Here is a 20,916-nt window from a genome sequence, read left to right as displayed (position 1 = left end):
CCCCACCGATGCCGCACGAACCGGCCCCACCGGCCCCGGCCCCACCGGCGCCGCGCATACCGGCCGTTCCGGCCCCGTGCCCACCCATGCCGCGCCCACCAGCCCCGCCGATGCCGTACCGGCCAGGTCCGTCGGCCCCACCGGCCCCGTGCCCGCCGATGCCGCGCCCACCGCCGCCACCGACGCCGTATCGGCCGGCGCCGCGCCCGCTGACCCCGCCGACCCCGAGGCGGCCGAGCGGGCCCCTCGGCCGCCCGCGATCCCCGGGGCGGTCGCCGGAGCCCTGGGCCCGCACCCGCTCGCCCACCCCCACCCCCGCCTCTGGCCGCGCTCCTTCGCCGACCGGCTCACCGCGCCGCTGCCCGGGGTGCGGGCCATGGCCCGGCTGGCCCGCGAGGGCGCCATCCGGCCCCGTGCCGAGGGGCTGCACGACATCCCCCATCTGCCCTTCGAACCGGAGCCGCTGCCCCCGGCCGGACCGGACACCACCGCCGTCACCTGGGCCGGGCACGCCAGCTGGATCGTCCGCACCGGCGGACTGACCCTGCTCACCGACCCGGTCTGGTCCCGCCGCATCCTCGGCACCCCGGCCCGGATCACCCCGGTGGGCGTGCGCTGGGAGGAGCTGCCGCCGATCGACGCCGTGGTCGTCAGCCACAACCACTACGACCACCTCGACGCGCCCACCATCCGCCGGCTGCCCCGCTCCACCCCGGTGTTCGTCCCCGCCGGGCTCGGCCGCTGGTTCCGGCGCCGCCGGTTCAGCCGGGTCACCGAGCTGGACTGGTGGGAGTCGGCCGAACTGGAAGGGGTGCGCCTCGACTTCGTCCCCGCCCACCACTGGTCCCGGCGCGGTATCGCCGACACCTGCCGGACCCTGTGGGGCGGCTGGGTGCTCACCGCCCCGGACGGCCGGAAGGTCTACTTCGCCGGGGACTCCGGATACGGGCACTGGTTCGGCGAGATCGGCGCCCGCCACCCGGGCATCGACCTCGCCCTGCTGCCCATCGGCGCCTACGCCCCCCGCTGGTGGCTGCGGGATGTGCACACCGACCCCGAGGAGGCCGTCCAGGCCTTCCTGGACCTCGGCGCGCGGAACATGGCCCCCATGCACTGGGCCACCTTCGTGCTCTCCGCCGAACCCGTACGGGAACCGCTCACCCGGGTCCGGGCCGCCTGGCAGCGCGCCGGACTGGCCCGCGAACGGCTCTGGGACCTACCGGTCGGCGGCTCCCGCGTACTGCCCTAGCCGACCCCCGGTCAGGCGTGGCGCCGGCGGCGCTGCAACCGGTGCCACAGCCAGGGCACCGCGCTCACCAGCACGGTCAGCGCCACCGCCGCCGCGACCCCCTCCCAGGGCTCGGCGAACAGCGAGCCGCCCAGGATGCCGATCAGCTGGTAGGTCAGCGCCCAGGCCAGACAGGCCAGCAGATTGCCCCGCAGAAAGCGGCTCAGCGGCAGCTCCGCCAGCAGACAGGCCAGCATCACCGGGATGCGGCCCGCCGGGACCAGCCGGGACAGCACCAGCACCGAGATCCGGTGGTCGTGCACCTTCTCCTGGGCCTGCTCCAGCCGCTCCGGCGCCGCCCGCCGCTTCAGCGCCGCCAGCCACTTCGAGCCGTGCTCGGAGTGCACCCCGCGCCGACCCAGCCAGTACAGCGCCACATCTCCGGCGAAGGCCGCCGCCGAGGCCACCGCGAACACCGCCAGCAGCGGCAGCGGCGGCGCCGCCTGGTGGAAGGCGACCACGGCCGCCGAGCTGACGATCGCCCCGGTCGGCACCACCGGCACCAGCGCGCCCAGCGCCACCAGCAGGAACAGCGAGGGGTAGCCCACCGCCGACTGGGTGCCCGGCGACGGCAGTTCGCCCAGCAGCGTCTCTATCAACGATCCACCTCCGGGCGCACACTCTGCCCGTGCTCCAGCCGGTGCACCACCGTGCCCGGCGCCAGCCGGGCCGCGTGCCGGACGAACTCCTCACCCGGGGAGTGGAACTCGTGCGGCCGCACCCCGTCCATCCCGATCGGCCAGTACGTGCCGTAGTGCACCGGCACCGCCGCGCCCGGCCCCAGCGCGGCCAGCGCCTCGGCCGCCCGCCGCGCGTCCAGATGCCCCGGGCCCAGGAACGGCCCCCAGCCGCCGACCGGCAGCAGCGCCACATCCACCGCGCCCACCGCCTCCGCCATCGCGTCGAACAGCCCGGTGTCCCCGGCGAAGTACGTCCGCGCCTCCCCGATCACCACATAGCCCAGCGCCGGAGCCACCTCCCGGCCCACCGGCAGCCGCCGCCCGTCGTGCCGCGCCGGCACCGCCCGCACCACCAGCGGGCCGACCTTCACCTCGTCACCCGCCACCACCTCGGTCAGCCGCAGTACCTTGGCCAGCCGCCGCAGCCCCGGCACCGCCCGCGGCGCGCCCCTCGGCACCACCACCCGGGTCCCCGGCGCCAGCCGGGCCAGCGAGGGCGGATGCAGATGATCGGAGTGCAGATGCGACACCAGTACGGCGTCGGCCCGGGCCGCCTCCCCGGTCGGCACCGCCCCGCGCCGCCGCCGCAGATGCGCCAGCCGCCGCGCGAACAGCGGGTCGGTGAGCACCCGCGTCCCCGAGTCCTCGACCGTGCAGGTGGCGTGCCCCCACCATGTGACCTCGACCGCCACCCGTCCGTCCTCTCGCTCCCGCGGTCCGTCCGCGCCTCCGGCCTCCGCCGGACGCCGCCCCGTCACCGCGCCTACCGGGCTCCTTCGCCCCACCGCCCGAGCCTAAACACGCGGCTGCCGGGCTCCGCGCGGCGGGGAGTAGGGTCATCCGCATGCACGGTGTACGTATGGCGAGCCCGACGCCACCGAAGGAGCCGGACCCCGCCGCGTGCCGCCGAGGAGCGCGCCGACCGTGAACGACGACCAGCCGCGCGAGCCCGGCACCCCCGGCAGACAACCCGAGGACCCCTCCCCGTACGACTCCGGGCAGTGGGCCGCGTACGACCCGCACGCCCTCGCCGACCACCCGGCCGAGCCGGACGCCCCCGAGGCCCACCTCTCGGCCTTCGGCCATCGGCACCGGCCCTCGCCGCGGGTGCGCCGCGCCCTGAAGACCGCCGGGGCCACCCTGCTGCGGGTCACCCTGGTCTGGGCCGCCTCCAGCCTCACCCTGCTGGCCCTGGCCGGGATCCTGCCCGACGTCCAGCTCCAGTCCGAGGACGGCGAGTCCATCACCCGCACCGCCGTCACCGCCGCCTGGGCCGCCGGCGCCTTCGGGCTCCTCGGTGCCCTGGTCTGGCCCCTGCTGGTCCGGGCCCTGCTGCTGGTGCCCGCCCTGGTCCTCGGGCTGCTCGGCTTCGCCATCAACGGCTCCCTGCTGCTGGTCGCCCTCTGGGTCATCCCCGAGCGCGGCGGCGAGGCGGACCCGCAGAACGCCGTGGTGGTCGCCGCGGTGATGTCGGCCGTCGCCTCCGCCACCTCCACCGCCCTCGCCGTCCGCGACGACGCCGCCTACCGCCGCCGGCTCCACCGGCTGGCCGGCCGCCGCAGCACCGCACTCCCGGACGGTGCCCCCGACGCCGCCCCCGGGACCCTCTTCCTCCAGCTCGACGGCGTCGGCTGCCAGGTGCTCCGGGACGCCGTCGCCGACGGCACCATGCCCACCGTCGCCTCCTGGCTCGGCACCACCCACCGGCTCACCCCCTGGCGCACCGACTGGTCCAGCCAGACCGGCGCCAGCCAGCTCGGTATCCTGCACGGCTCCAACCACGACGTCCCCGCCTTCCGCTGGTACGAGAAGGACACCGGCCGGACGATGGTCAGCAACCGCCCCGGCAGCGCCGCCGAACTCCAGCGCCGCGCCATCGAGCGCACCGGCGACGGCGGACTGCTCACCCTGGACGGCGCCAGCCGCGGCAACCTCTTCAGCGGCGGCGCCGACCAGCTGGCCCTGGTGCTCTCCGTCTCCGCCCGCCGGGGCCGCCGCAACCGCTCCCGGGCCGGCTACTTCGCCTACTTCCGCGACCCCGCCAACGCAGTGCGCACCGCGCTCTCCTTCGCCGCCGAGGCCTTCCGCGAGATCGGCCAGTCCACCCGCGCCCGGCTGCGCGGCGACCACCCCCGGGTCGGCCGCGGCGGGCTCTACCCGCTGATCCGCGCCTTCGCCACCACCGTCGAACGGGACGTGGTGGTCGCCGCCGTCATCGGCGACATGTTCTCCGGCCGCACCGCGATCTACGCCGACCTGGTCGCCTACGACGAGGTGGCCCACCACTCCGGGCCCCGCAGCCGCGACGCCGCGGCCGTGCTGCGCCGGCTCGACCGCTCCATCGCCCTGATCGCCGAGGTCGCCGCGCACGCGCCGCGCCCCTACCGGATCGTGCTCCTCTCCGACCACGGGCAGAGCCCCGGCGAGACCTTCGAGTCCGCGTACGGGCTGAGCCTGCGCGACCTGGTCCGGTCCGGCTGCGGACTGCCCGTACCCCGGCACGCCCAGCGCCGTACCGGCGGCGCCGAGGCCCGCGACACCCTGCGCAGCGCGGTGCATCTGCCGCCCCCCGAGGACGAGGGGGCGAGCCCCCCGCCCGAACCCGGCACCGACCCCGTCGTCCTGGCCTCCGGCAACCTCGGCCTGGTCTCCTTCCCGGACATCCCCCACCGGGCCTCCCGGGAGGAGATCGACCGCCGCCACCCCGCCCTGCTGCGCACCCTCGCCGACCATCCCGGCATCGGCTTCCTGCTGGTCCGCAGCGAGCGCCATGGCTCCCTCGTCCTCGGCCCCGACGGCGCCGAGGTGCCCCTCGACGACCTGGCCGACGACCAGGGCCCGCTGGCCGGCTTCGGCCCCGGCGCCGCCGACGCCGTCCGCCGCACCGACTCCTTCCCGCACACCGCCGACCTCATGGTCAACTCCCGCTACCACCCGTCGACCGGCACCGTGCACGCCTTCGAGGAGCAGATCGGCTCCCACGGCGGCCTCGGCGGCGAGCAGTCCCACGCCTTCCTGCTCTGGCCGGTCACCCTCACCCCACCCCTCCCCGACCCCCACCCGTCGGAACTGGTCGGCGCCGAACAGGTCCACCAGGTCCTCCGCCGCTGGCTCACCGAGGGCCCGGGCCCCCAGATACCGGTGGACCGCACGGCGCAGAATTCACCGCCGCACACATCCTCCGACGAAGCATTTCCGGTCACCAGCCGCGTCACGCCGCACATGAACGACTGATCCGCGCGGTTGACGTCGCCGGTCAGCCGGTCCTTAGCGCCGCGAGGAACAGGGCGAGGAGCGCTGTGAAACCTTGCTCAGGGCGCGAGACGCGTCATAGCCTCTCGGGATGGTGCGAAGTGCTGCGGATGATGTCGACGGCTACCTCGCCGAGGTACCGGTCGAACGCAAGAAGGCGCTGGCTGAGCTGCGGCAGCTATGTCGCCGGGAGCTGAAGGGCTTCTCGGAGGTCATGGCCTACGGTATGCCCGCGTACGAGCGGGACGGTGTCGCCGAGGTCGCCTTCGCCAGCCAGAAGCAGTACATCTCCTTCTATCTGATGCGCAGCGATGTGCGTGAGGCGTTCACCGAACGGCTGGCGGGACAGGACATGGGCAAGGGGTGCCTGCGGTTCCGCAAGCCGCAGGCCATCGACTTCGATCTGCTGTGGGACCTGCTGCGTGCGACCGCGACACGGCCGGGCCCCGTCTGCTGACGCCGGGCCATCGAGAGACTCGGACCGGCCTCCCGCGCACGGCGCAGAATTCACCGCCGCACACGCCCCCCGACGAAGCATTTCCGGTCACCAGCCGCGTCACGCCGCACAAAAACGACTGATTTGGTGCAGCCTTCGCCCTACCCCGAGCATGTTCGGGTTTGCACGGCGAAAGGCGCACCACCCTCATGACCACGCTCAACCCCCCGGTCACCCCCGACGAGCAGAGCAGGCACTCCCGGCGGTTCGGCCTCCCGGTCGCCATTGCCCTGGTCATGGGGAACATCATCGGCGGCGGCATCTTCCTGCTCCCCGCCTCCGTCGCCCCGTACGGCACCATCAGCCTGGTCGCCTTCGGCGTGCTCACCGCCGGCGCCCTCACCCTCGCCCTGGTGTTCGGCCGCCTCGCCGAGAAGCACCCGCAGACCGGCGGCCCCTATGTCTACGCCCGTGAGGCCTTCGGCGACTTCGCCGGCTTCCTCACCGCCTGGTCCTACTGGATCACCACCTGGGTCTCCAACGCCGCACTCGCCGTCGCCGCGGTCGGCTACCTCGACGTCCTCATCCCCGTCCAGCACTCCACCGCCACCACCATCGCCGCCGCCCTCGCCGTCCAGTGGCTGCCCGCCCTCGCCAACCTGGCCGGCACCCGCTATGTCGGCGCGGTCCAGCTCACCGCCACCGTCCTCAAGTTCGTCCCCCTCCTCCTCGTCGCCGTCGGCGGGCTGTTCTTTTTCGACTCCGCCAACCTCGGCCCCTTCCAGGCCGGGTCCACCAGCGCGGCCGGCGCGATCTCCGCCTCCGCCGCCATCCTGCTCTTCAGCTACCTCGGCGTGGAGTCCGCCGCGGTCAGCGCCGGCGAGGTCCGCGACCCCCGCCGCAACGTCGGCCGCGCCACCATCCTCGGCACCCTCGGCGCCGCGAGCCTCTACCTCCTGGGCACCCTCGCCGTCTTCGGCCTGGTCGCCCACGACCGGCTCATCGGCTCCAGCGCCCCCTTCACAGACGCCGTCAACACTATGTTCGGCGGCACCTGGGGCGGCACCGCCGTCGCCTGCATGGCCCTGGTCTCCATGGTCGGCGCCCTCAACGGCTGGACCCTGCTCAGCGCCCAGACGCCCTTCGCCGCCGCCCAGGACGGCCTCTTCCCCCGGTTCTTCACCCACAAGCGGCGCGGCGTGCCCACCTACGGCGTCCTCACCACCGTGGTCCTCGCCTCCCTGCTCACCGTCTACAACTACACCGCCGGCCCGGCCGGGGTCTTCGAGACGCTGGTCCTGGTCACCACCTTCACCGCCACCGTCCCCTATCTGCTCTCCACCGCCGCCCAGATCCACTTCCTGCTCACCGGCTGCGCCGACCGCGTCAACCGCCCCCGCCTGATCCGCGACGGCGTCCTCGCCCTGCTCGCCTTCGCCTTCTCCCTCTGGCTGGTCGCCGGATCCGGCTACGCCGCGGTCTACCAGGGCGTGCTGTTCCTCTTCGCCGGGGTCCTCGTCTACGCGGTGATGGCCGCGCGGGCCACCCGGCGCCGCCCGTCGGCGTAACCCCCGTCCCCCACCCGGGCGGTTCCCGGCGCGTACGGGTCGGCCGCCCACCCCCACGGGCTATAGGCCCCCCATGACCACCACCGGGCCCACCCTGCGCCGGGCGCTCATCGCCGCGCTGCTGGCCCTGTGCGGTCTGCTCCTGGCCGGGGCGGCCCCCTGCGAGCCGACCACCCCCGAGCCTCGCCCGGTCACCGCCCTCGCCGAGCCCGACCCCGCCGCGCTCCCCACCTCCCCCCGCCGCACCCGCCTCCCACGCGCCGTACGGCCCGCCCCACCCGTCCACCCGGTGGTGGCCCCCGCCGCCTTCCTCTCCCTGCCTCCCCGCGCCGACCCCGCGACGCTCATCCTGCGCTCCGTGGTGCTCCGCTGCTGACGGCCCCTCGTCACCGCGGCCCGTTCGACATCCCGTCACGCAAGGAGCACCCCCATGCCCATCGACCCCTTCGCGGCCCTCAACGCCATAGTCCGCGCCGAGGCCACCCGCACCCTCTCACCCACCACCCCGCCCCCGGCCGAGTCCACAGAGCAGCCGGACGAACCGTCGCCCCTGGAACCGACCCCAGTGCGCCCGCTGCACTGATCTGGGCGGCCGGCGCCGCCGACACTCCGGCCACCGGGAGCCCGGTGGCCGGAGTGCGCGCTCGGGTTGGCATCGGCTCACGACGACCCGCCCTGTGCGGGTGGCTTGTCGAGGACGAGTGCGGCGTAGCCGCTGGCCCGTCGAACGGGTTCATGTGCGAGGGCGGTGGCGGAGAAGGCCAGCCAGTCCGCGGTGGTGAGTTCTCGCAGCATAGGCCACCGACGGCACAGCAGACGGCGGCCGCGGCCGGTCAGGGCGAGCCTGGCGCAGAGGTGGCCGATCCTCATGAAGCGGGCGGTGACGGGGCGGGTCCAGTCGTGGACGCGGCAGGGGGCGTAGCCGATGTCGATGGCGTGGCGCACATAGCGGTGGAGGGGTTCGAACTCCTCGAATCCCCAGGTGTCGCGGACGAGACGGCCGGGGTCGGCGGCTCGGATCTCACCGGGGTCGTCGCTGTTCCAGACGAAGTCAACGAGGACGAGGCGGCCACCGGGCCTGAGGACGCGGTAGGCCTCTTCGAGGAAGGCACGGCGTCCTCGCGGGCCGAAGTGGAAGGCGGCTTCGAGGCAGTGGACCTTGTCGTAGGCGGCGTCGTCGACCTGGAGCCGTGGTGTGTGCGTGTCCGGGCCGGCGCGGCGCAGATCGGTGGCGTCGGCCCGCGCGAACCGGATGCCGGCGTGATGCCCGTGCCGTCGGGCGGCCTCGTCCAGATGGCCGGGGAACAGGTCGATGCCGGTGACCGTGCAGCCCTGGTCGGCGATGAGGCGTGTGGTGTGACCGGTGCCGCAGGCGGCGTCCAGGACGTGCTGCCCGGGCTTGAGCCGGAGCAGGTCGATGGAGCGGCGAGCCAGGGCGCGCTGGAAGGGGGCCAGTCCGGTGAGGAGGGCGGGAAGGGTGGCGGGGGTGTAGTAGCCGAGGTTGTGGAGGTGGCCCCAGCCGAGGGGGAGCAGGACGCGGAAGAGCGGGTTGGTGTCGTGGCCGTAGGTGTGGGCGAGTGTGCTGTCGGTGCTCATGGGCGTGCTCCGTGGTGGTGGTCAGGCCGAGGCGGCCAGGACGAGTACGGCGTTCTGCCCCCCGAAGCCGAAGGAGGTGCTCAGCGCGGTGGTGATCCGTGCGTCCGCGACCGCCTTGCGGGCGGCCAGCACGGCCATCTGGGGGAAGCGGTCCAGGCGGGCGGCCAGCCGGGAGGTGAGGCGCCGGGGCGCGTCGGGGCCGCTGACGGTGGAGCAGAAGTCCACCGGAAGCCCGCCGAGGCCGGCGTGGCTGCGGGCGGTGGGGCGGGCGTCGAGCAGGCCCTGTCAGGGGGCTGCCGTGCCCACGCCGACCGCGGAGTGACCAGACCGATGCCGGTGATGGCCACGGCCGCACTCACGCCTGGCCGCCCTGGGCGGTGACGGATGCCATGTACTGGCTGGCCTGGGCGAGGGCGAACTCGGCGGTGAGGCTGGTGATCCCCTTGCCGGTGCGCTCCTCGGAGACCACTGCCCTCTCGACCAGCGCCAGCGAGTCCAGACCGAGGTCCTCGAAGACCGCTTCGGGAGCCAACTCGTCGGTGGGCACACCCAGGTGGGCGGTCAGGACGTCGGCCAGCGACGGTTGGATGTCGGACATGGGTCCTCCTTGGGCTCGCTGGGACAGGGCGCTGCCGGGCCGGCAACCGCGGAAGGGCGCCGGGTGTGCGGCTGTCGGGTGCGGGACGGGGCTGCGGCCTCCGCGGGCCGCGGTGGGCGTCGACGGCCATCGAGCGGGCCCACCGCTCCCCGGCTCAGGACAGCGAGAAGGCGTGCCGGAGGTAGGTGGGCGTGATGGGGTCGGGTTCCGGCATCCGGCCCACGCGGCGGTGGTAGTTGTGGCGTGCGTAGTCGCGGTGGAGATGGGTGTACAGATGGGCTCCCTGGCCGAATCGGTGCAGCAGCATTTCCAGGGGCGTGGGGGACTCCACCCGGGGGCTGAGGACGAAGTCGAGCCCGGGCAGGTGCTGAGCCAGAGCATCCAGCAGCACGGGCACCGCGACGTTGCGGGGGTGGACCAGATGGACCACCTCCGCCTCGGTACCCGGTGCGGTCCCGCCGGCGGTGATGCGGTGCAGTGCCTGGGCGGCGTGTTCCACCTGCACCAGGTTCAGGCTGGCGGTCGGGCTGCCGGTGAGGCGTGCGGTGACCGGATTGTCCGGGGAGAACAGGCCTCTGGGGCCGGCCGCCCCGGACAGCCGCAGCAGCGCCGCGACCTGGGAGCCCAGCACTCCGAGCGGATGCTGAGGAGCACCGGGCCGGCGGAGGCGGTCGCTGACCAGGATGCTGGGGCGCACGATGGTGCACCGGCGCCCGGTCCCGGCGGCGGCGTAGTCGGCCACCAGGCACTCGGCCTCGTGCTTCGACTCCTCGTACGCGGTGAGGAAGCCGCCCGACGGCTTCTCCAGCACGCGCTCGGCCACGGTCCCGGCCGTCTGGCCACCGGCCACGTACGCGGTGCTGATGTGGAACACGGGGATCGGCCGGGGACTCGCGGCAGCCAGGCGCAGGATGTGCCCGGTGCCCAGGACGTTGGTTTCGCGCAACACGTCCAGAGGCGTTTCGAGGCCGATGTGCCCGGCGAAATGGCACAGGACGCCGGTGCGCCGGGCCAGCGTGTCGTAGACGCGCCGATCGAGCCCGAGCTGCGGATCCGCGAGGTCGATCCGTACGGGCTTCACCCGGGCCAGGTCCCGCGCGGTGAGCGGCCGGCCGGTCGCCAGCAGGGCCGCGCCCACCCGTGCGCGTACTCGCGTGGGCGAGTCGCGCACCAGGGCGACGACCTGTGCCCGGGGATGGCGCAGGAGGTGTTCAGCCAGGAAGTGCGAGCCGAAGAAACCGGTGGCCCCGGTGAGTACCAGCACCGTGACGTCCCTTTCGACGCAGGGTCAGCTGTCGCTTCGCGCACGGCGCCACCAGACCAGGCAAGGCCGCTGCCACGGCCACCTGCCTCAGGCGCCGCGCACGCGTGTCCTGGTGCTTTTCCACCAGGGAGAAGGGCCGTTGTACGGCCGAATGCTGGACGGTGAACTCACCGCCCGAGAAGGCCCGGGCCACGGCGCGGCCGTCGGGGAGGGCGGTCTCCATCGCCGACGCCCACTGCGGCACGGTGTGGCCCAGCTGGGCCGGCGCGAGACTCTCCACCAGATAGGTGACGCCAGGCCTTCGGCCACCTCCCGGGACACCAGGTCCTGCCGAGTCGACAGGATCTGTCCCACCGTGCTCGCCAGTTCGGCCGGCACATACATCAGCAACCGGCCTCGTCGAGCCAGCATCATCGCCCCGGCGCCACCGATGACAAGATGTCGCGAGGCTCTCTCACGCCTGGCCTGGAACGCGCCGCTCCCCCTGCACCACCGCCTCCACCCGGTCCACCACGTCCCGCAGCGCACGGGCGATTCCGCTTCGTTTCCTGACGTTCCTCGGCATTCCTACTCCCCATTCCTACTCCCATGGAGGTGGGTACAAATTCCCTTTCACAAGAGAGATGCCCACCGTCATCGCCGCGCCCCGCCGTCGGCGGGGCGCACGGACGTGCGGGAATCGGGCAGTAGCTCTGCCCCTAGGTGGAGAAGCGCTCATTCGAACGCATGGGAGAATCCGACCGATGTGGTAAGCGGTTTGCCGTGTGGCAACCCCTTCACTCGTGGCAACGGCGGAGACTGTGGAAACAGCGGTTTCCGACTTCCGCGCCCCTGGGCGACCGGCGCACGCCTTTCCGCCGGAATGCCACCCCGCCACCCCGGAGTACGACTGCCGCCGGACCCCGTCCGACCGCCGGCGGCGCAGACCGCCTACGCCCCCACCACCCCGCCCCCGGCCGCCCCCCCCCGGAGCAGCCGGACGAACCGACCCCCCTGGACCCCAATCCGGCCCGCCCGCTGCTGCCCTGAACCGGGCGGCCCACGGCGCCCAAGCGCTACGCCGCGGACGCCACCAGCGCCTCCAGTACCGGCCGCACCAGCGGATGGGCCTCCGCCCCGCGCCGGGTCGCGGCGAAGACACGGCGGTAGGCGCCCGGCCCCGAGACCGGGCGGACCACCACGTCCTTCAGCTCCATCCCGCTCAGCGCCGAGCGCGGCACCAGCGCCACTCCCGCCCCCGCGCCCGCCAGCGCCACCGCCGCGCGGAAGTCGTCCGAGGAGTGCAGCACCCGGGGCGAGAAGCCGGCCAGCTCGCAGGCGAGGGCCACCATGTCGTGGCAGGGGTTGCCCGGGTAGGGCGCGATCCAGTCGCAGTCGGCCAGCTCGGCGACGGCCACCGTGGGGGAGACGGACAGCGGGTGCCCGGTCGGCAGCACCGCGTCGAAGGGCTCCGCGTAGAGGGGAACGCGGGCCAGCCGCGGATCGCCGTCGCGCGGGGCGCCGCGGTACTCGACGGCGACCGCCAGATCCGCCTCCCCGTCCAGCACCATCGGCAGGGACGCGTCACCCTCGGCGTCCCGGACGCGGACCCGGATGCCCGGGTGGCTTCCGGCGAGCCGGGCGATCGCCGGGGCCAGCACCTCCGCGATGCCGGTGGCGAACGCGGCCACCACCACCTCGCCCCCGGTCCCGGCGGCATAGGCCGCCAGCTCGGCCTCGGCGCGCTCCAGCTGGGCCAGCACCTCGTTGGCGTGGTTCAGCAGAATCTCACCGGCGGAGGTCAGGGTGACGCCCCGCCCGCTGCGGGTGAGCAGGGTGTGCCCGGTCTCCTGCTCCAGCGCGGCGAGCTGCTGGGAGACGGCGGACGGGGTCAGATACAGCGCGGCGGCCGCGGCGGTCACCGTACGGTGGTCCGCCACGGCCCGCAGGATGCGCAGACGGCGGGGGTCGATCACCCCGCCATTGTCGCGCGGCCGCCGAAGCCGGTCACCTGCCGCCGACCCCGGCCACCGAAGCGGGTCACCCGACGGTCATCACCGACCGCGCCTCGACGAACGCCGCCACCGCCCGCTCCACGTCCGCCTCGGAGTGCGCGGCGGAGAGCTGGACCCGGATCCGGGCCTGGCCCATGGGCACGACGGGGTAGGAGAAGCCGATCACATAGACGCCGCGCTCCAGCAGCAGTTCGGCCATCCGGCCCGCCTCGGCGGCGTCGCCGATCATCACCGGGGCGATGGGGTGCTCGCCGGGCAGGATCTCGAAGCCCTCCTCGGTCATCCGGCTGCGGAACAGCTTGGTGTTGGCCTCCAGCCGCTCCCGCAGCTCACCGGCGGTCTCCAGGAGGTCCAGGACCTTCAGCGAGGCGGCGGCGATGACCGGGGCGAGGGAGTTGGAGAAGAGGTACGGGCGGGAGCGCTGGCGCAGCAGGGCGACGATCTCGGCGCGGGCGGCGACATATCCGCCGGAGGCGCCGCCGAGGGCCTTGCCCAGGGTGCCGGTGATGATGTCCACGCGGTCCATCACCCCGTGCAGCTCGGGGGTGCCGCGCCCGCCGGGGCCGGTGAAGCCGACGGCGTGCGAGTCGTCCACCATCACCATGGCGTCATAGCGGTCGGCGAGGTCGCAGATCTCGGTCAGCGGGGCGATGTAGCCGTCCATGGAGAACACCCCGTCGGTGACGATCAGCCGGCGGCGGGCGTCCTGGGTGTCCTTGAGCTGCTGCTCCAGCTCGGCCATGTCCCGGTTGGCGTAGCGGTGGCGGCGGGCCTTGGAGAGGCGGATGCCGTCGATGATGGAGGCGTGGTTGAGGGCGTCGGAGATGACCGCGTCCTCCGGGCCGAGCAGGGTCTCGAAGACACCGCCGTTGGCGTCGAAGCAGGAGGAGTAGAGGATCGTGTCCTCCTGGCCGAGGAACGCCGAGAGCCGGGCCTCCAGCTCCTTGTGCACGTCCTGGGTGCCGCAGATGAAGCGGACCGAGGCCATCCCGTAGCCGTAGCGGTCCAGCGCCTCCTTGGCGGCGGCGACCACCTCGGGGTGGTCGGCCAGGCCGAGGTAGTTGTTGGCGCAGAAGTTGAGCACCTCGCCGCCGTCGGCGTCCTTCGCGGCCACCGAGATCGCGGCGGACTGCGGGGTGGTGATGACCCGCTCGGGCTTGAACAGCCCGGCCTCGCGGATCTCGTCAAGGGTGGCGCGCAGCTCGTCGCGGACGGACGCGTACATGGGAGGGGCTCCTAGGGGTGAGGGAGGGGGAGGGCCGTGTGGGGGCGGGCGTCAGGCGCCGGCGGTCCAGTCCAGGATGATCTTGCCGCTGCGGGCGGTGGCGGCCTCGTCGAAGGCGGCGTCGAAGTCCTGGTAGGAGTAGCTGCCGGTGATCACCGGGGTGAGGTCGAGCCCGCCTTCCAGCAGGACCGTCATCGCGTACCAGGTCTCGAACATCTCCCGGCCGTAGATCCCCTTCACGGTGATCATGGAGGTGACGATCTTCGCCCAGTCGACCGCGAACTCCTCGGCGGGCAGCCCGAGCATCGCGATCCGGCCGCCGTGCGTCATGTTGTCGACCATCCCGCGCATCGCCTGCGCGTTCCCGGACATCTCCAGGCCGATGTCGAAGCCCTCGCGCAGTCCCAGGGTGCGCTGGGCGTCCTCGATGGTCTGCTCGGCCACGTTGACCGCCAGGGTCGCGCCGGCCTTGCGGGCCAGTTCGAGGCGGGACTCGCTGATGTCGGTGACGACCACGTTGCGGGCGCCGGCGTGCCGGGCCACCGCCGCGGCCATCACACCGATCGGGCCCGCGCCGGTGATCAGCACGTCCTCGCCGACCAGCGGGAAGGAGAGCGCGGTGTGCACGGCGTTGCCGAACGGGTCGAAGATCGCCGCCACATCCAGGTCCACCGGGGTGCGGTGCACCCACACATTGGTCGCGGGCAGCGCCACGTACTCGGCGAAGGCCCCGTCCCGGCCGACCCCGAGGCCGACCGTGGCCCGGCAGAGGTGGCGCCGGCCGGCCAGGCAGTTGCGGCACTTGCCGCACACCAGATGGCCCTCGCCGCTCACCAGGTCGCCCACCGCGATGTCGCTGACGTCCGCGCCGACCCGCGCGACCTCGCCGACGAACTCGTGCCCGAGGACCAGCGGGGTCTTCACCGCGCCCTGGGCCCAGCCGTCCCAGGAGCGGATGTGCAGGTCGGTGCCGCAGATACCGGTGCGCAGCACCCGGATCAGCACATCGTTGGGGCCGGTCTCGGGCTCGGGGACGTCCATCAGCCAGAGCCCGGGCTCGGCCTTCTGCTTGACGAGTGCCTTCATCGGTTGCGGCTCCAGGCTGCGGTGGGGAGTGGGGGTGGGGGAGGAGGGAGGCAGGAGAGACGGGGGAGACGGGAGAGATCGCGGACGGGGACCAATCTGCCCAGCCCGGCCGCCCGCGTCCATCGAGGTTTTCTTAAGCGGGCCGACAGGGCAGCTTCACGCGCCGCGCCTCTACCGTCGGAGTCATGACGAGGGAAGTCTGGTACGCGGCGTACGGCTCCAACCTCCATGTGGACCGTCTGGCCTACTACCTGCTCGGCGGCCGCCCGCCGGAGGCGACCCGCGAGTACCCGGGCAGTCGGGAGCCGCGGATGCCGTCGGCGTCGGTGCCGGTGGAGCTGGCCGGGGCGGTGTACTTCGCCACCGAGTCACCCGTGTGGACGGGCGGACGGGCGTTCTACGATCCGGAGGCGCCCGGCCGGGTGCTGGCCCGCGCCCATCTGCTGACCGCGGTGCAGTTCTCCGATCTGGCCGCCCAGGAGATGTACCGCGAGCCGGGCGCCGATCTGGACCTGGGGCCGGTGCTGCGGGACGGGCGGGCCAGGTGCGGGGAGGGCCGCTACGAGACGCTGGTCCACCCCGGGATGCTGGACGGCCGCCCGCTGCTGACCTTCACCGCGCCCTGGCGGATGGACGAGGTGGCGCACACCGTTCCCTCGGCCGGCTATCTGCGCCATCTGGCCGCCGGACTGCTGGCCACCGGGGCCTGGGACGAGGAGGCGGTCATCGCCTATCTGGCGGCCCGGCCCGGCGCGGCCGGGCACTGGACGGCGGAGCGGATCGCCGCCCTGCTGGACTGAGCCCCGGGCGTCGCGGGATGACCTCCGGGGTCATCGACGGGGGCGGGGCGACCCGGGCATCGTGGGGTGCGCCGGGACCCGGTCGCCGCACTGCGACCGGGCCCCGGTGTCCCTTCCCGGTGATCAGCGGGAGCGGAGGTAGGCGACCGTCTCCGGGTCGGCCGGCAGCAGGGTCTCGATGGCCAGCTCCGCGACGGTCACATCCAGCGGGGTGTTGAAGGTGGCGATGGACGACACGAACGACAGCACCCGGCCGTCCTGCTCCAGCCGCATCGGCAGCGCGAAGGTCCAGTGGGGGGCGGCGTCGTCCGGGGCGTCGGTGTCGTCCGGGCCGGCCGGGGCCGGATAGGCCGCCACCTCCTCGTACAGCTCACGCAGCGGCCGGGCGCGGGCCGGGGCGGTGGTCTCGGCGGCCCGCCGCAGCTGCCCCAGCAGATGGGCCCGCCACTGGCGCAGGTTGCGGATCCGCGGGGCGAGGCCCTCCGGGTGCAGGGTGAGCCGCATCGCGTTCAACGGCGCGGCGAGCAGGTGTTCCGCCACCCCGCCCAGCAGCGCCGTCACCCCCTGGTTGGCCGCGACCACGTCGTACCGGCCGTCCACCACCAGGGCCGGGTAGGGGTCGTAGCCGGACAGCAGCTGCTCCAGGCCCTCCCGCAGTGCGCCCATGGCCGGGTCGTCGAGCGGGGTCTCGCTGTAGCGGGGCGCGTAACCGGCGGCCAGCAGCAGCGCGTTGCGCTCCCGCATCGGTACGTCCAGATGCTCGGCGAGCCGTAGCACCATCTCCTCGCTGGGGCGGGAGCGGCCGGTCTCCACGAACGAGATGTGCCGGGCCGACGAGTCCGCGCGCAGGGCCAGTTCGAGCTGGCTGACCCGGCGCCGCTCCCGCCAGCCCCGCAGCAGGGGCCCTACTCCGGCGACCGGTGCGACAGTTGTCATGGGGCTGACGGTAGCCCAGGGGGCGGCCCGGGCGGTCGCGTCCCGGCCGGGCGGCGTCCCGGGTGGCCGCTCGGCCGTGTGGATCCGGCCATGGGTTACCCCGGCGGTGGTCCGGGGGACCGTATCGTCACGGCCGTACCGTCGGCCCCGACCCGAGGGAGCACCCCTGATGCCCACTGAGCCGCTGTCGCAGAAGGAGATCGAGGACCGGCTGCGCGAACTGCCCGGCTGGTCCCAGGAGGGCGACCGGATCGCCCGCACCTACCGGCTGGACGACCATATGGCGGCGGCCGCCCTGGTGGTGCATGTGGCCAGCATCCAGCAGCAGCTGAACCACCACTCCGAGCTGACCCTCGGCTACGACACCGTCAACCTCACCGTGAACTCACATGACGCCGGTGGCGCGGTCACCGCGCGCGACTTCGACCTGGCGGCCCGGGTGGAGGCGGCCGCCCCGGCGCACGGGGCCCGCTGAGCGGGGCCGGACCTTTTGCCGTAACGGCAACGGCATTCGCCGAAACGGCCTCCGGGTGCGCACGCTGGGACCATGACTTCCCACCACGCGGAACACCAAGCCCCCGGTCACACCCATGCCCACGGACACGCCGACCACGACACCGAGCTGGACTGGTCGGCGCTGCTGCCCCTGCTGGAGCAGAGCGCCGAGCTCCAGGCACCCCTGTACCGCGAGGCTGGGCAGTGGCTGGCCGGCCTCCTCCCGGCGGGGACGGTCCGCCGGGTCCTCGACGTCGGCAGCGGGCCGGGCGTGCTGTCCTGCCTGCTGGCCGAGGTCTTCCCGTACGCCGAGGTGGTCGCCGTGGACGGCACCCCGGAGCTGCTGGCGGCGGCCGAGCGCAGGGCCGCCGAGCAGGGCGCCCGGGTCACCACCTTGCACGCCGACCTGCCGGGTGGGATGGCCACGCTGGGCGAGGCCGATCTGCTCTGGGCGGCCAACTCCCTGCACCACCTGGGCGACCAGCGGGCCGCGCTCGCCGGGTTCGCCGAGCGGCTGCGGCCGGGCGGGCTGCTGGCGATCGTGGAGGGTGGGCTGCCGCAGCGCTTCCTGCCGCGCAACCCCGGGATCGGCCGCCCCGGTCTGGAGCAGCGGATCGAGGCGGTGCACGCCGAGTGGTTCGCCCGGATGCGGGCCGACCTGCCGGACGCCAAGGACGAGGTGGACGACTGGCGATCCCTGCTGGCGGACACCGGGCTGGTGCCCAGCGGCAGCCGGACCTTTCTGCACGACTCCCCGGCGCCGGTGACCGACGCGGTGCGGCACCAGGCCGTGATCCAGTTCACCCGCTTCCGCGAGGCCTTCGGCGAGGCGCTCGCCGCCGACGACCTGGCGGCGCTGGACCGGCTGCTGGACCCGGCCGAGCCGCTGGGACTGCACCGGCGCACGGACCTGTACTGGCTGGCCGCGCACACCGTGCACACCGCCCGCAAGGGCTGACGGACGGCCGGCCCACGCCGATACCGGGCATGGCGGCGCCGATCGGGGTCATCAGAGTGCAGACGGCGAACTGCCGGGACCGGTACGGCGAGAGGAAGCACGCGTGAGCGGAAAGAAGGACCGGAACGCCCAGGGCGACGCGGCGGCGGCGCCGGAGGTGGACGCCCAGCTGGAGGTGCTGCTCCGGATGGCCGAGGTCGCCGAGGACGGCCGGCTGGGGATCACCCTGTCCACCTCCGGCGGGGTGATCGCCGGCTCGCTGGTCGGCTCGGCCGCCTGGGCGCGCCGCTGGGAGCAGGTGGTCGCCGAGAACGCGGGGCCCGAGCAGCGCTCGGAGGACCTGGCCCTGCTGCCCCGTACCGTCCAGGAGGCGCTGGGCGACGGCGAGGGGGCCGACAAGGACGGGCTGCACCCCTTCCTGCACCTGGTGGACGTGGTCTTCCTGTCCGTGCACGGCACGGTGACCGCGCCACTGTGGCGGGGCCGCACGGCGGACGTCTCCGGCTGGGCGCTCGGCGGGCCCACCAACGGCTGAGCCGGGACCGCTTCCGGGACGGCGTCCCGTCCTCGTACGGCTGGTGTACGGGGACGGGGCGCCGTCGCCGTACTCAGGAGCTCAGGGCCGCCAGCGCCTCGTCCACGGTGGGCCGGAAGGAGAAGATCTGGTCCAGGCCGACGATGCGGAACACCCGCAGCAGATCGGCGCTCAGCCCGGCCAGCACCAGCGGCGTCCCGGCGGCCTGGGCCCGGTGGTAGCCGGTGACCAGCACGGTGATGCCGGTGGAGTCGCAGTAGCCCAGCCGGGTCAGGTCCAGCACGGTGCCGGCGGGCGGGTACGGCGCGGCCTCCACCGCGGCGCGCAACTGGGCCGCGGTGTGGTGGTCGAGCTCTCCGTCCACGGTCAGCACCGTGGCGCCGGAGGGGTGGGTCCGGGAGGTGACGGTAAGGGTGCGTTCGGTCACCGGTTCTCCTGTGCGGATGGGGCCGTGGGGCGGGACGGATCGGCCGGGGCCGGGTGGACGGGGGCGGCGGGCGGGGCCCCGGTGGGGCGGGCGGGGACGGAGAGGGCGAGCAGGGCGGTGTCGTCGCTGACGCCGTCGCCGAGGTCGCCGAGCAGCTTGTCGACCGCGGCCAGCAGCGCCTCGGCCCCGTGCGGGGCGAGTGCGGCGAGGCGGTCGGTGAGGCCTTCCTCGCCGAGCATCCCCCCGTCGGCGGTGCGCGCCTCGGTGAGGCCGTCGGTGTACAGCAGCAGGGCGTCGCCCGGGGCGAGCCGGACGGCGTTGCGGGCGAAGTGCGGCGCGGGCAGCAGCCCGATCAGCTGGCCGCCGGGGGTGGGTACGGGCTGGGAGGTGCCGTCCGCGCGCAGCACCAGGGCCGGGGGGTGGCCGCCGGCGGCCAGCACCACCCCGAACGACCCGTCGGGCGCGGCCTCCAGCACCCCGAACACCGCCGTGCAGTAGCGCGGGTCGCCCTCCTGGTACTCGGCCTTGAGGACCGCGTCCAGGGTGGTCAGCGCCGCGCGGGGGTCCGGGTCGTGGATGGCGGCGGCGCGCAGGGTGTAGCGGGTCAGCGAGGTGAGGGCGGCGGCGTCCGCGCCCTTGCCGCAGACATCGCCCAGGAAGAACGCCCAGCGGCCGTCCGCCAGCGGGAACAGGTCGTAGAAGTCGCCGCCCACCTCGTCCAGGGAGGCGGTGTGGTAGGCGGCGGCCGCGCTCAGTCCGGGCACGGCCGGCAGGGCCGGGGGGAGCAGGGTGCGCTGGAGGGTGCGGGCCAGCCGCTCGGCGTCGGTGCGCATCCGCCGCTCGGCGGCGAGGGTCCGGGCCGCCGCCAGCCGGCCCTGAAGCTCCTCGGTGACCAGCGCGGCCAGCTCGCCGAGCGCCGCCAGCCGGTCCGCGGTCGCCTCGCGCGGCCGGGTGTCCCAGACGTCCACGGTGCCCAGCCGCTCCCCGTCGGGAGTGGTGATCGGGGCGGCGGCGTAGAACCGCACCCCCGGCGCGCCGAGGACCAGCGGATGGGCGGCGGTACGGGGGTCGCGGCGGGTGTCGGGCACGACGTACGGCCCGTCCTGCTCGGCCGCCGAGGCGGCGAGCCCCGGCTCGCGGGCCAGCTCGCGTACGCCGACCGGTCCGTGCGCGGCCTTGAGGAGGATCCGGTCGGCGTCCACCACGGAGACGGTCGCCATCGGGGCACCGAAGAGCCGCGCGGCCAGGGCGGCGATCCGGTCCAGGGCACCGTCGGGAGCGGCGTCCAGGATTCCGTACCGGTGCACCGCGTCCAGCCGGCGTTGCTCGCCGGCCGTACGGGACGGGGCCGCCTCCGGCGTCCCGAGCATCCGGTTCCTCCCTTGTGCCGTCCCGGGGGTCCGCACCGCGCGCCGGCCTACGGCGGCGGGGCGGGGTGGTTCCCGGTTCCGCCTGCCCGGGCGGAGGGGTGACGATGCCTGTGCGATGCCGCGACCGGTGCCGGGCTCGTCCCACGAGTCCCGCGAGTCGCCTCGCGGCGGTCGGACCCGTGCGACGGGCCGGGCCTGACGGCCTTGCGGCCATCCGATGGCCCGGGGCCGGCGGTGGTGCGGTGATCGTACCGGACGGGTGGCACGGCGACGGCCGACGAGAGGGCGCGTCGAAGCCCCGGGGCATGCCCGGACGTGCGCGAACGTGCGCGAGGCCGGGTGCTGCTGACCCTGCACCGCAAGCTGGGCATGTGGCTCCAGATGGGCGGCCACTGCGAGCCCGGTGAC

At 74.3% G+C, this 20,916-nt stretch carries 22 protein-coding genes and 1 pseudogene; 11 read left to right on the top strand and 12 right to left on the bottom strand.

Translation table 11 applies throughout. The features are described 5' to 3' along the window. Positions 1–259: 259 nt before the first annotated feature. On the top strand, positions 260–1,249 hold the full coding sequence (locus tag ABZ945_RS31755; RefSeq protein WP_361276751.1) for an MBL fold metallo-hydrolase: 990 nt from the start codon (positions 260–262) through the stop codon (positions 1,247–1,249). Positions 1,250–1,260: 11 nt separating this feature from the next. Here ABZ945_RS31755 and ABZ945_RS31750 read toward each other — a convergent pair whose 3' ends face one another. Then, positions 1,261–1,887 carry a VTT domain-containing protein gene (locus ABZ945_RS31750; protein ID WP_361276733.1) on the bottom strand — a complete coding sequence of 209 codons (627 nt, stop codon included), beginning with the start codon at positions 1,885–1,887 and terminating at the stop codon, positions 1,261–1,263. After that, positions 1,884–2,660: an MBL fold metallo-hydrolase gene (locus ABZ945_RS31745; RefSeq protein WP_361276731.1), complete on the bottom strand. Its 777-nt coding sequence runs from the start codon at positions 2,658–2,660 to the stop codon at positions 1,884–1,886. The genes ABZ945_RS31750 and ABZ945_RS31745 overlap by 4 nt, the downstream gene beginning before the upstream one ends. A 451-nt stretch (positions 2,661–3,111) precedes the next feature. Here ABZ945_RS31745 and ABZ945_RS31740 point away from each other — a divergent pair, with 451 nt between their 5' ends. The 5 genes from ABZ945_RS31740 to ABZ945_RS31720 all read left to right on the top strand — a co-directional run bounded on the left by ABZ945_RS31740 (position 3,112) and on the right by ABZ945_RS31720 (position 7,807). Next, a complete protein-coding gene (locus tag ABZ945_RS31740) occupies positions 3,112–5,202 on the top strand; it encodes a phage holin family protein (protein WP_361276749.1) in 2,091 nt (696 codons plus the stop codon). A 109-nt stretch (positions 5,203–5,311) separates the two neighbouring features. Further along, positions 5,312–5,677: a DUF1801 domain-containing protein gene (locus ABZ945_RS31735; RefSeq protein ID WP_361276729.1), complete on the top strand. Its 366-nt coding sequence runs from the start codon at positions 5,312–5,314 to the stop codon at positions 5,675–5,677. A gap of 188 nt (positions 5,678–5,865) precedes the next feature. After that, positions 5,866–7,224: an amino acid permease gene (locus ABZ945_RS31730; RefSeq protein WP_361276727.1), complete on the top strand. Its 1,359-nt coding sequence runs from the start codon at positions 5,866–5,868 to the stop codon at positions 7,222–7,224. 73 nt (positions 7,225–7,297) lie between these two features. After that, the gene (locus ABZ945_RS31725; RefSeq protein ID WP_361276725.1) at positions 7,298–7,600 is read left to right on the top strand and encodes a hypothetical protein; all 303 of its coding nucleotides are present in this window, start codon (positions 7,298–7,300) and stop codon (positions 7,598–7,600) included. Positions 7,601–7,654: 54 nt separating this feature from the next. Then, positions 7,655–7,807, top strand: coding sequence for a hypothetical protein (locus ABZ945_RS31720; RefSeq protein WP_361276723.1), 153 nt, complete (start codon positions 7,655–7,657; stop codon positions 7,805–7,807). 77 nt (positions 7,808–7,884) lie between these two features. On the opposite strand, the gene ABZ945_RS31715 is transcribed toward ABZ945_RS31720, so the two are convergent. From ABZ945_RS31715 to tdh, 7 genes are all read right to left on the bottom strand, one after another. Then, positions 7,885–8,820, bottom strand: a complete 936-nt coding sequence (locus ABZ945_RS31715; protein ID WP_361276721.1) for a methyltransferase domain-containing protein — start codon at positions 8,818–8,820, stop codon at positions 7,885–7,887. A gap of 21 nt (positions 8,821–8,841) precedes the next feature. Next, positions 8,842–9,045: a hypothetical protein gene (locus tag ABZ945_RS31710; RefSeq protein ID WP_361276719.1), complete on the bottom strand. Its 204-nt coding sequence runs from the start codon at positions 9,043–9,045 to the stop codon at positions 8,842–8,844. Positions 9,046–9,175: 130 nt separating this feature from the next. Beyond that, on the bottom strand, positions 9,176–9,418 hold the full coding sequence (locus ABZ945_RS31705) for a phosphopantetheine-binding protein (RefSeq protein ID WP_361276717.1): 243 nt from the start codon (positions 9,416–9,418) through the stop codon (positions 9,176–9,178). A gap of 154 nt (positions 9,419–9,572) precedes the next feature. Next, entirely contained in the window at positions 9,573–10,682 is a 1,110-nt protein-coding gene (locus ABZ945_RS31700) for an SDR family oxidoreductase (RefSeq protein WP_361276715.1), read from the bottom strand. A 1,055-nt stretch (positions 10,683–11,737) separates the two neighbouring features. Beyond that, positions 11,738–12,637 carry a LysR family transcriptional regulator gene (locus ABZ945_RS31695; RefSeq protein ID WP_361276713.1) on the bottom strand — a complete coding sequence of 300 codons (900 nt, stop codon included), beginning with the start codon at positions 12,635–12,637 and terminating at the stop codon, positions 11,738–11,740. A gap of 64 nt (positions 12,638–12,701) precedes the next feature. Next, positions 12,702–13,901, bottom strand: coding sequence for a glycine C-acetyltransferase (locus ABZ945_RS31690; RefSeq protein WP_361276711.1), 1,200 nt, complete (start codon positions 13,899–13,901; stop codon positions 12,702–12,704). A gap of 51 nt (positions 13,902–13,952) precedes the next feature. Continuing rightward, complete coding sequence (tdh, locus tag ABZ945_RS31685; protein WP_361276709.1) at positions 13,953–14,987, bottom strand: L-threonine 3-dehydrogenase; 1,035 nt, start codon at positions 14,985–14,987, stop codon at positions 13,953–13,955. Between the two features lie 185 nt (positions 14,988–15,172). Here tdh and ABZ945_RS31680 point away from each other — a divergent pair, with 185 nt between their 5' ends. Beyond that, the gene (locus tag ABZ945_RS31680; protein WP_361276707.1) at positions 15,173–15,787 is read left to right on the top strand and encodes a histone deacetylase; all 615 of its coding nucleotides are present in this window, start codon (positions 15,173–15,175) and stop codon (positions 15,785–15,787) included. 123 nt (positions 15,788–15,910) lie between these two features. Here the strand turns inward: ABZ945_RS31680 and ABZ945_RS31675 are convergent, their stop codons facing one another. Beyond that, entirely contained in the window at positions 15,911–16,723 is an 813-nt protein-coding gene (locus ABZ945_RS31675) for a helix-turn-helix transcriptional regulator (protein WP_361276705.1), read from the bottom strand. Between the two features lie 169 nt (positions 16,724–16,892). Between ABZ945_RS31675 and ABZ945_RS31670 the strand changes: the two genes are divergently transcribed. From ABZ945_RS31670 to ABZ945_RS31660, 3 genes are all read left to right on the top strand, one after another. Beyond that, a complete protein-coding gene (locus ABZ945_RS31670; RefSeq protein ID WP_361276703.1) occupies positions 16,893–17,198 on the top strand; it encodes a 4a-hydroxytetrahydrobiopterin dehydratase in 306 nt (101 codons plus the stop codon). 72 nt (positions 17,199–17,270) lie between these two features. Continuing rightward, entirely contained in the window at positions 17,271–18,176 is a 906-nt protein-coding gene (locus tag ABZ945_RS31665) for a class I SAM-dependent methyltransferase (RefSeq protein WP_361276701.1), read from the top strand. 103 nt (positions 18,177–18,279) lie between these two features. Then, entirely contained in the window at positions 18,280–18,711 is a 432-nt protein-coding gene (locus tag ABZ945_RS31660; RefSeq protein ID WP_361276699.1) for a hypothetical protein, read from the top strand. Positions 18,712–18,784: 73 nt separating this feature from the next. Here the strand turns inward: ABZ945_RS31660 and ABZ945_RS31655 are convergent, their stop codons facing one another. Then, positions 18,785–19,138, bottom strand: coding sequence for an STAS domain-containing protein (locus ABZ945_RS31655; RefSeq protein ID WP_361276696.1), 354 nt, complete (start codon positions 19,136–19,138; stop codon positions 18,785–18,787). Further along, positions 19,135–20,508: a GAF domain-containing SpoIIE family protein phosphatase gene (locus tag ABZ945_RS31650; protein ID WP_361276693.1), complete on the bottom strand. Its 1,374-nt coding sequence runs from the start codon at positions 20,506–20,508 to the stop codon at positions 19,135–19,137. The genes ABZ945_RS31655 and ABZ945_RS31650 overlap by 4 nt, the downstream gene beginning before the upstream one ends. A 330-nt stretch (positions 20,509–20,838) precedes the next feature. Between ABZ945_RS31650 and ABZ945_RS31645 the strand changes: the two are divergent. Then, positions 20,839–20,916 (top strand): annotated as a pseudogene (locus ABZ945_RS31645) (NUDIX hydrolase); the annotation flags it as partial.

Source organism: Streptomyces sp. NPDC046887, assembly GCF_040644755.1.
GTDB classification, from domain to species: domain Bacteria; phylum Actinomycetota; class Actinomycetes; order Streptomycetales; family Streptomycetaceae; genus Streptomyces; species Streptomyces lichenis.
This window is presented reverse-complemented; position numbering and strand designations above follow the sequence as displayed.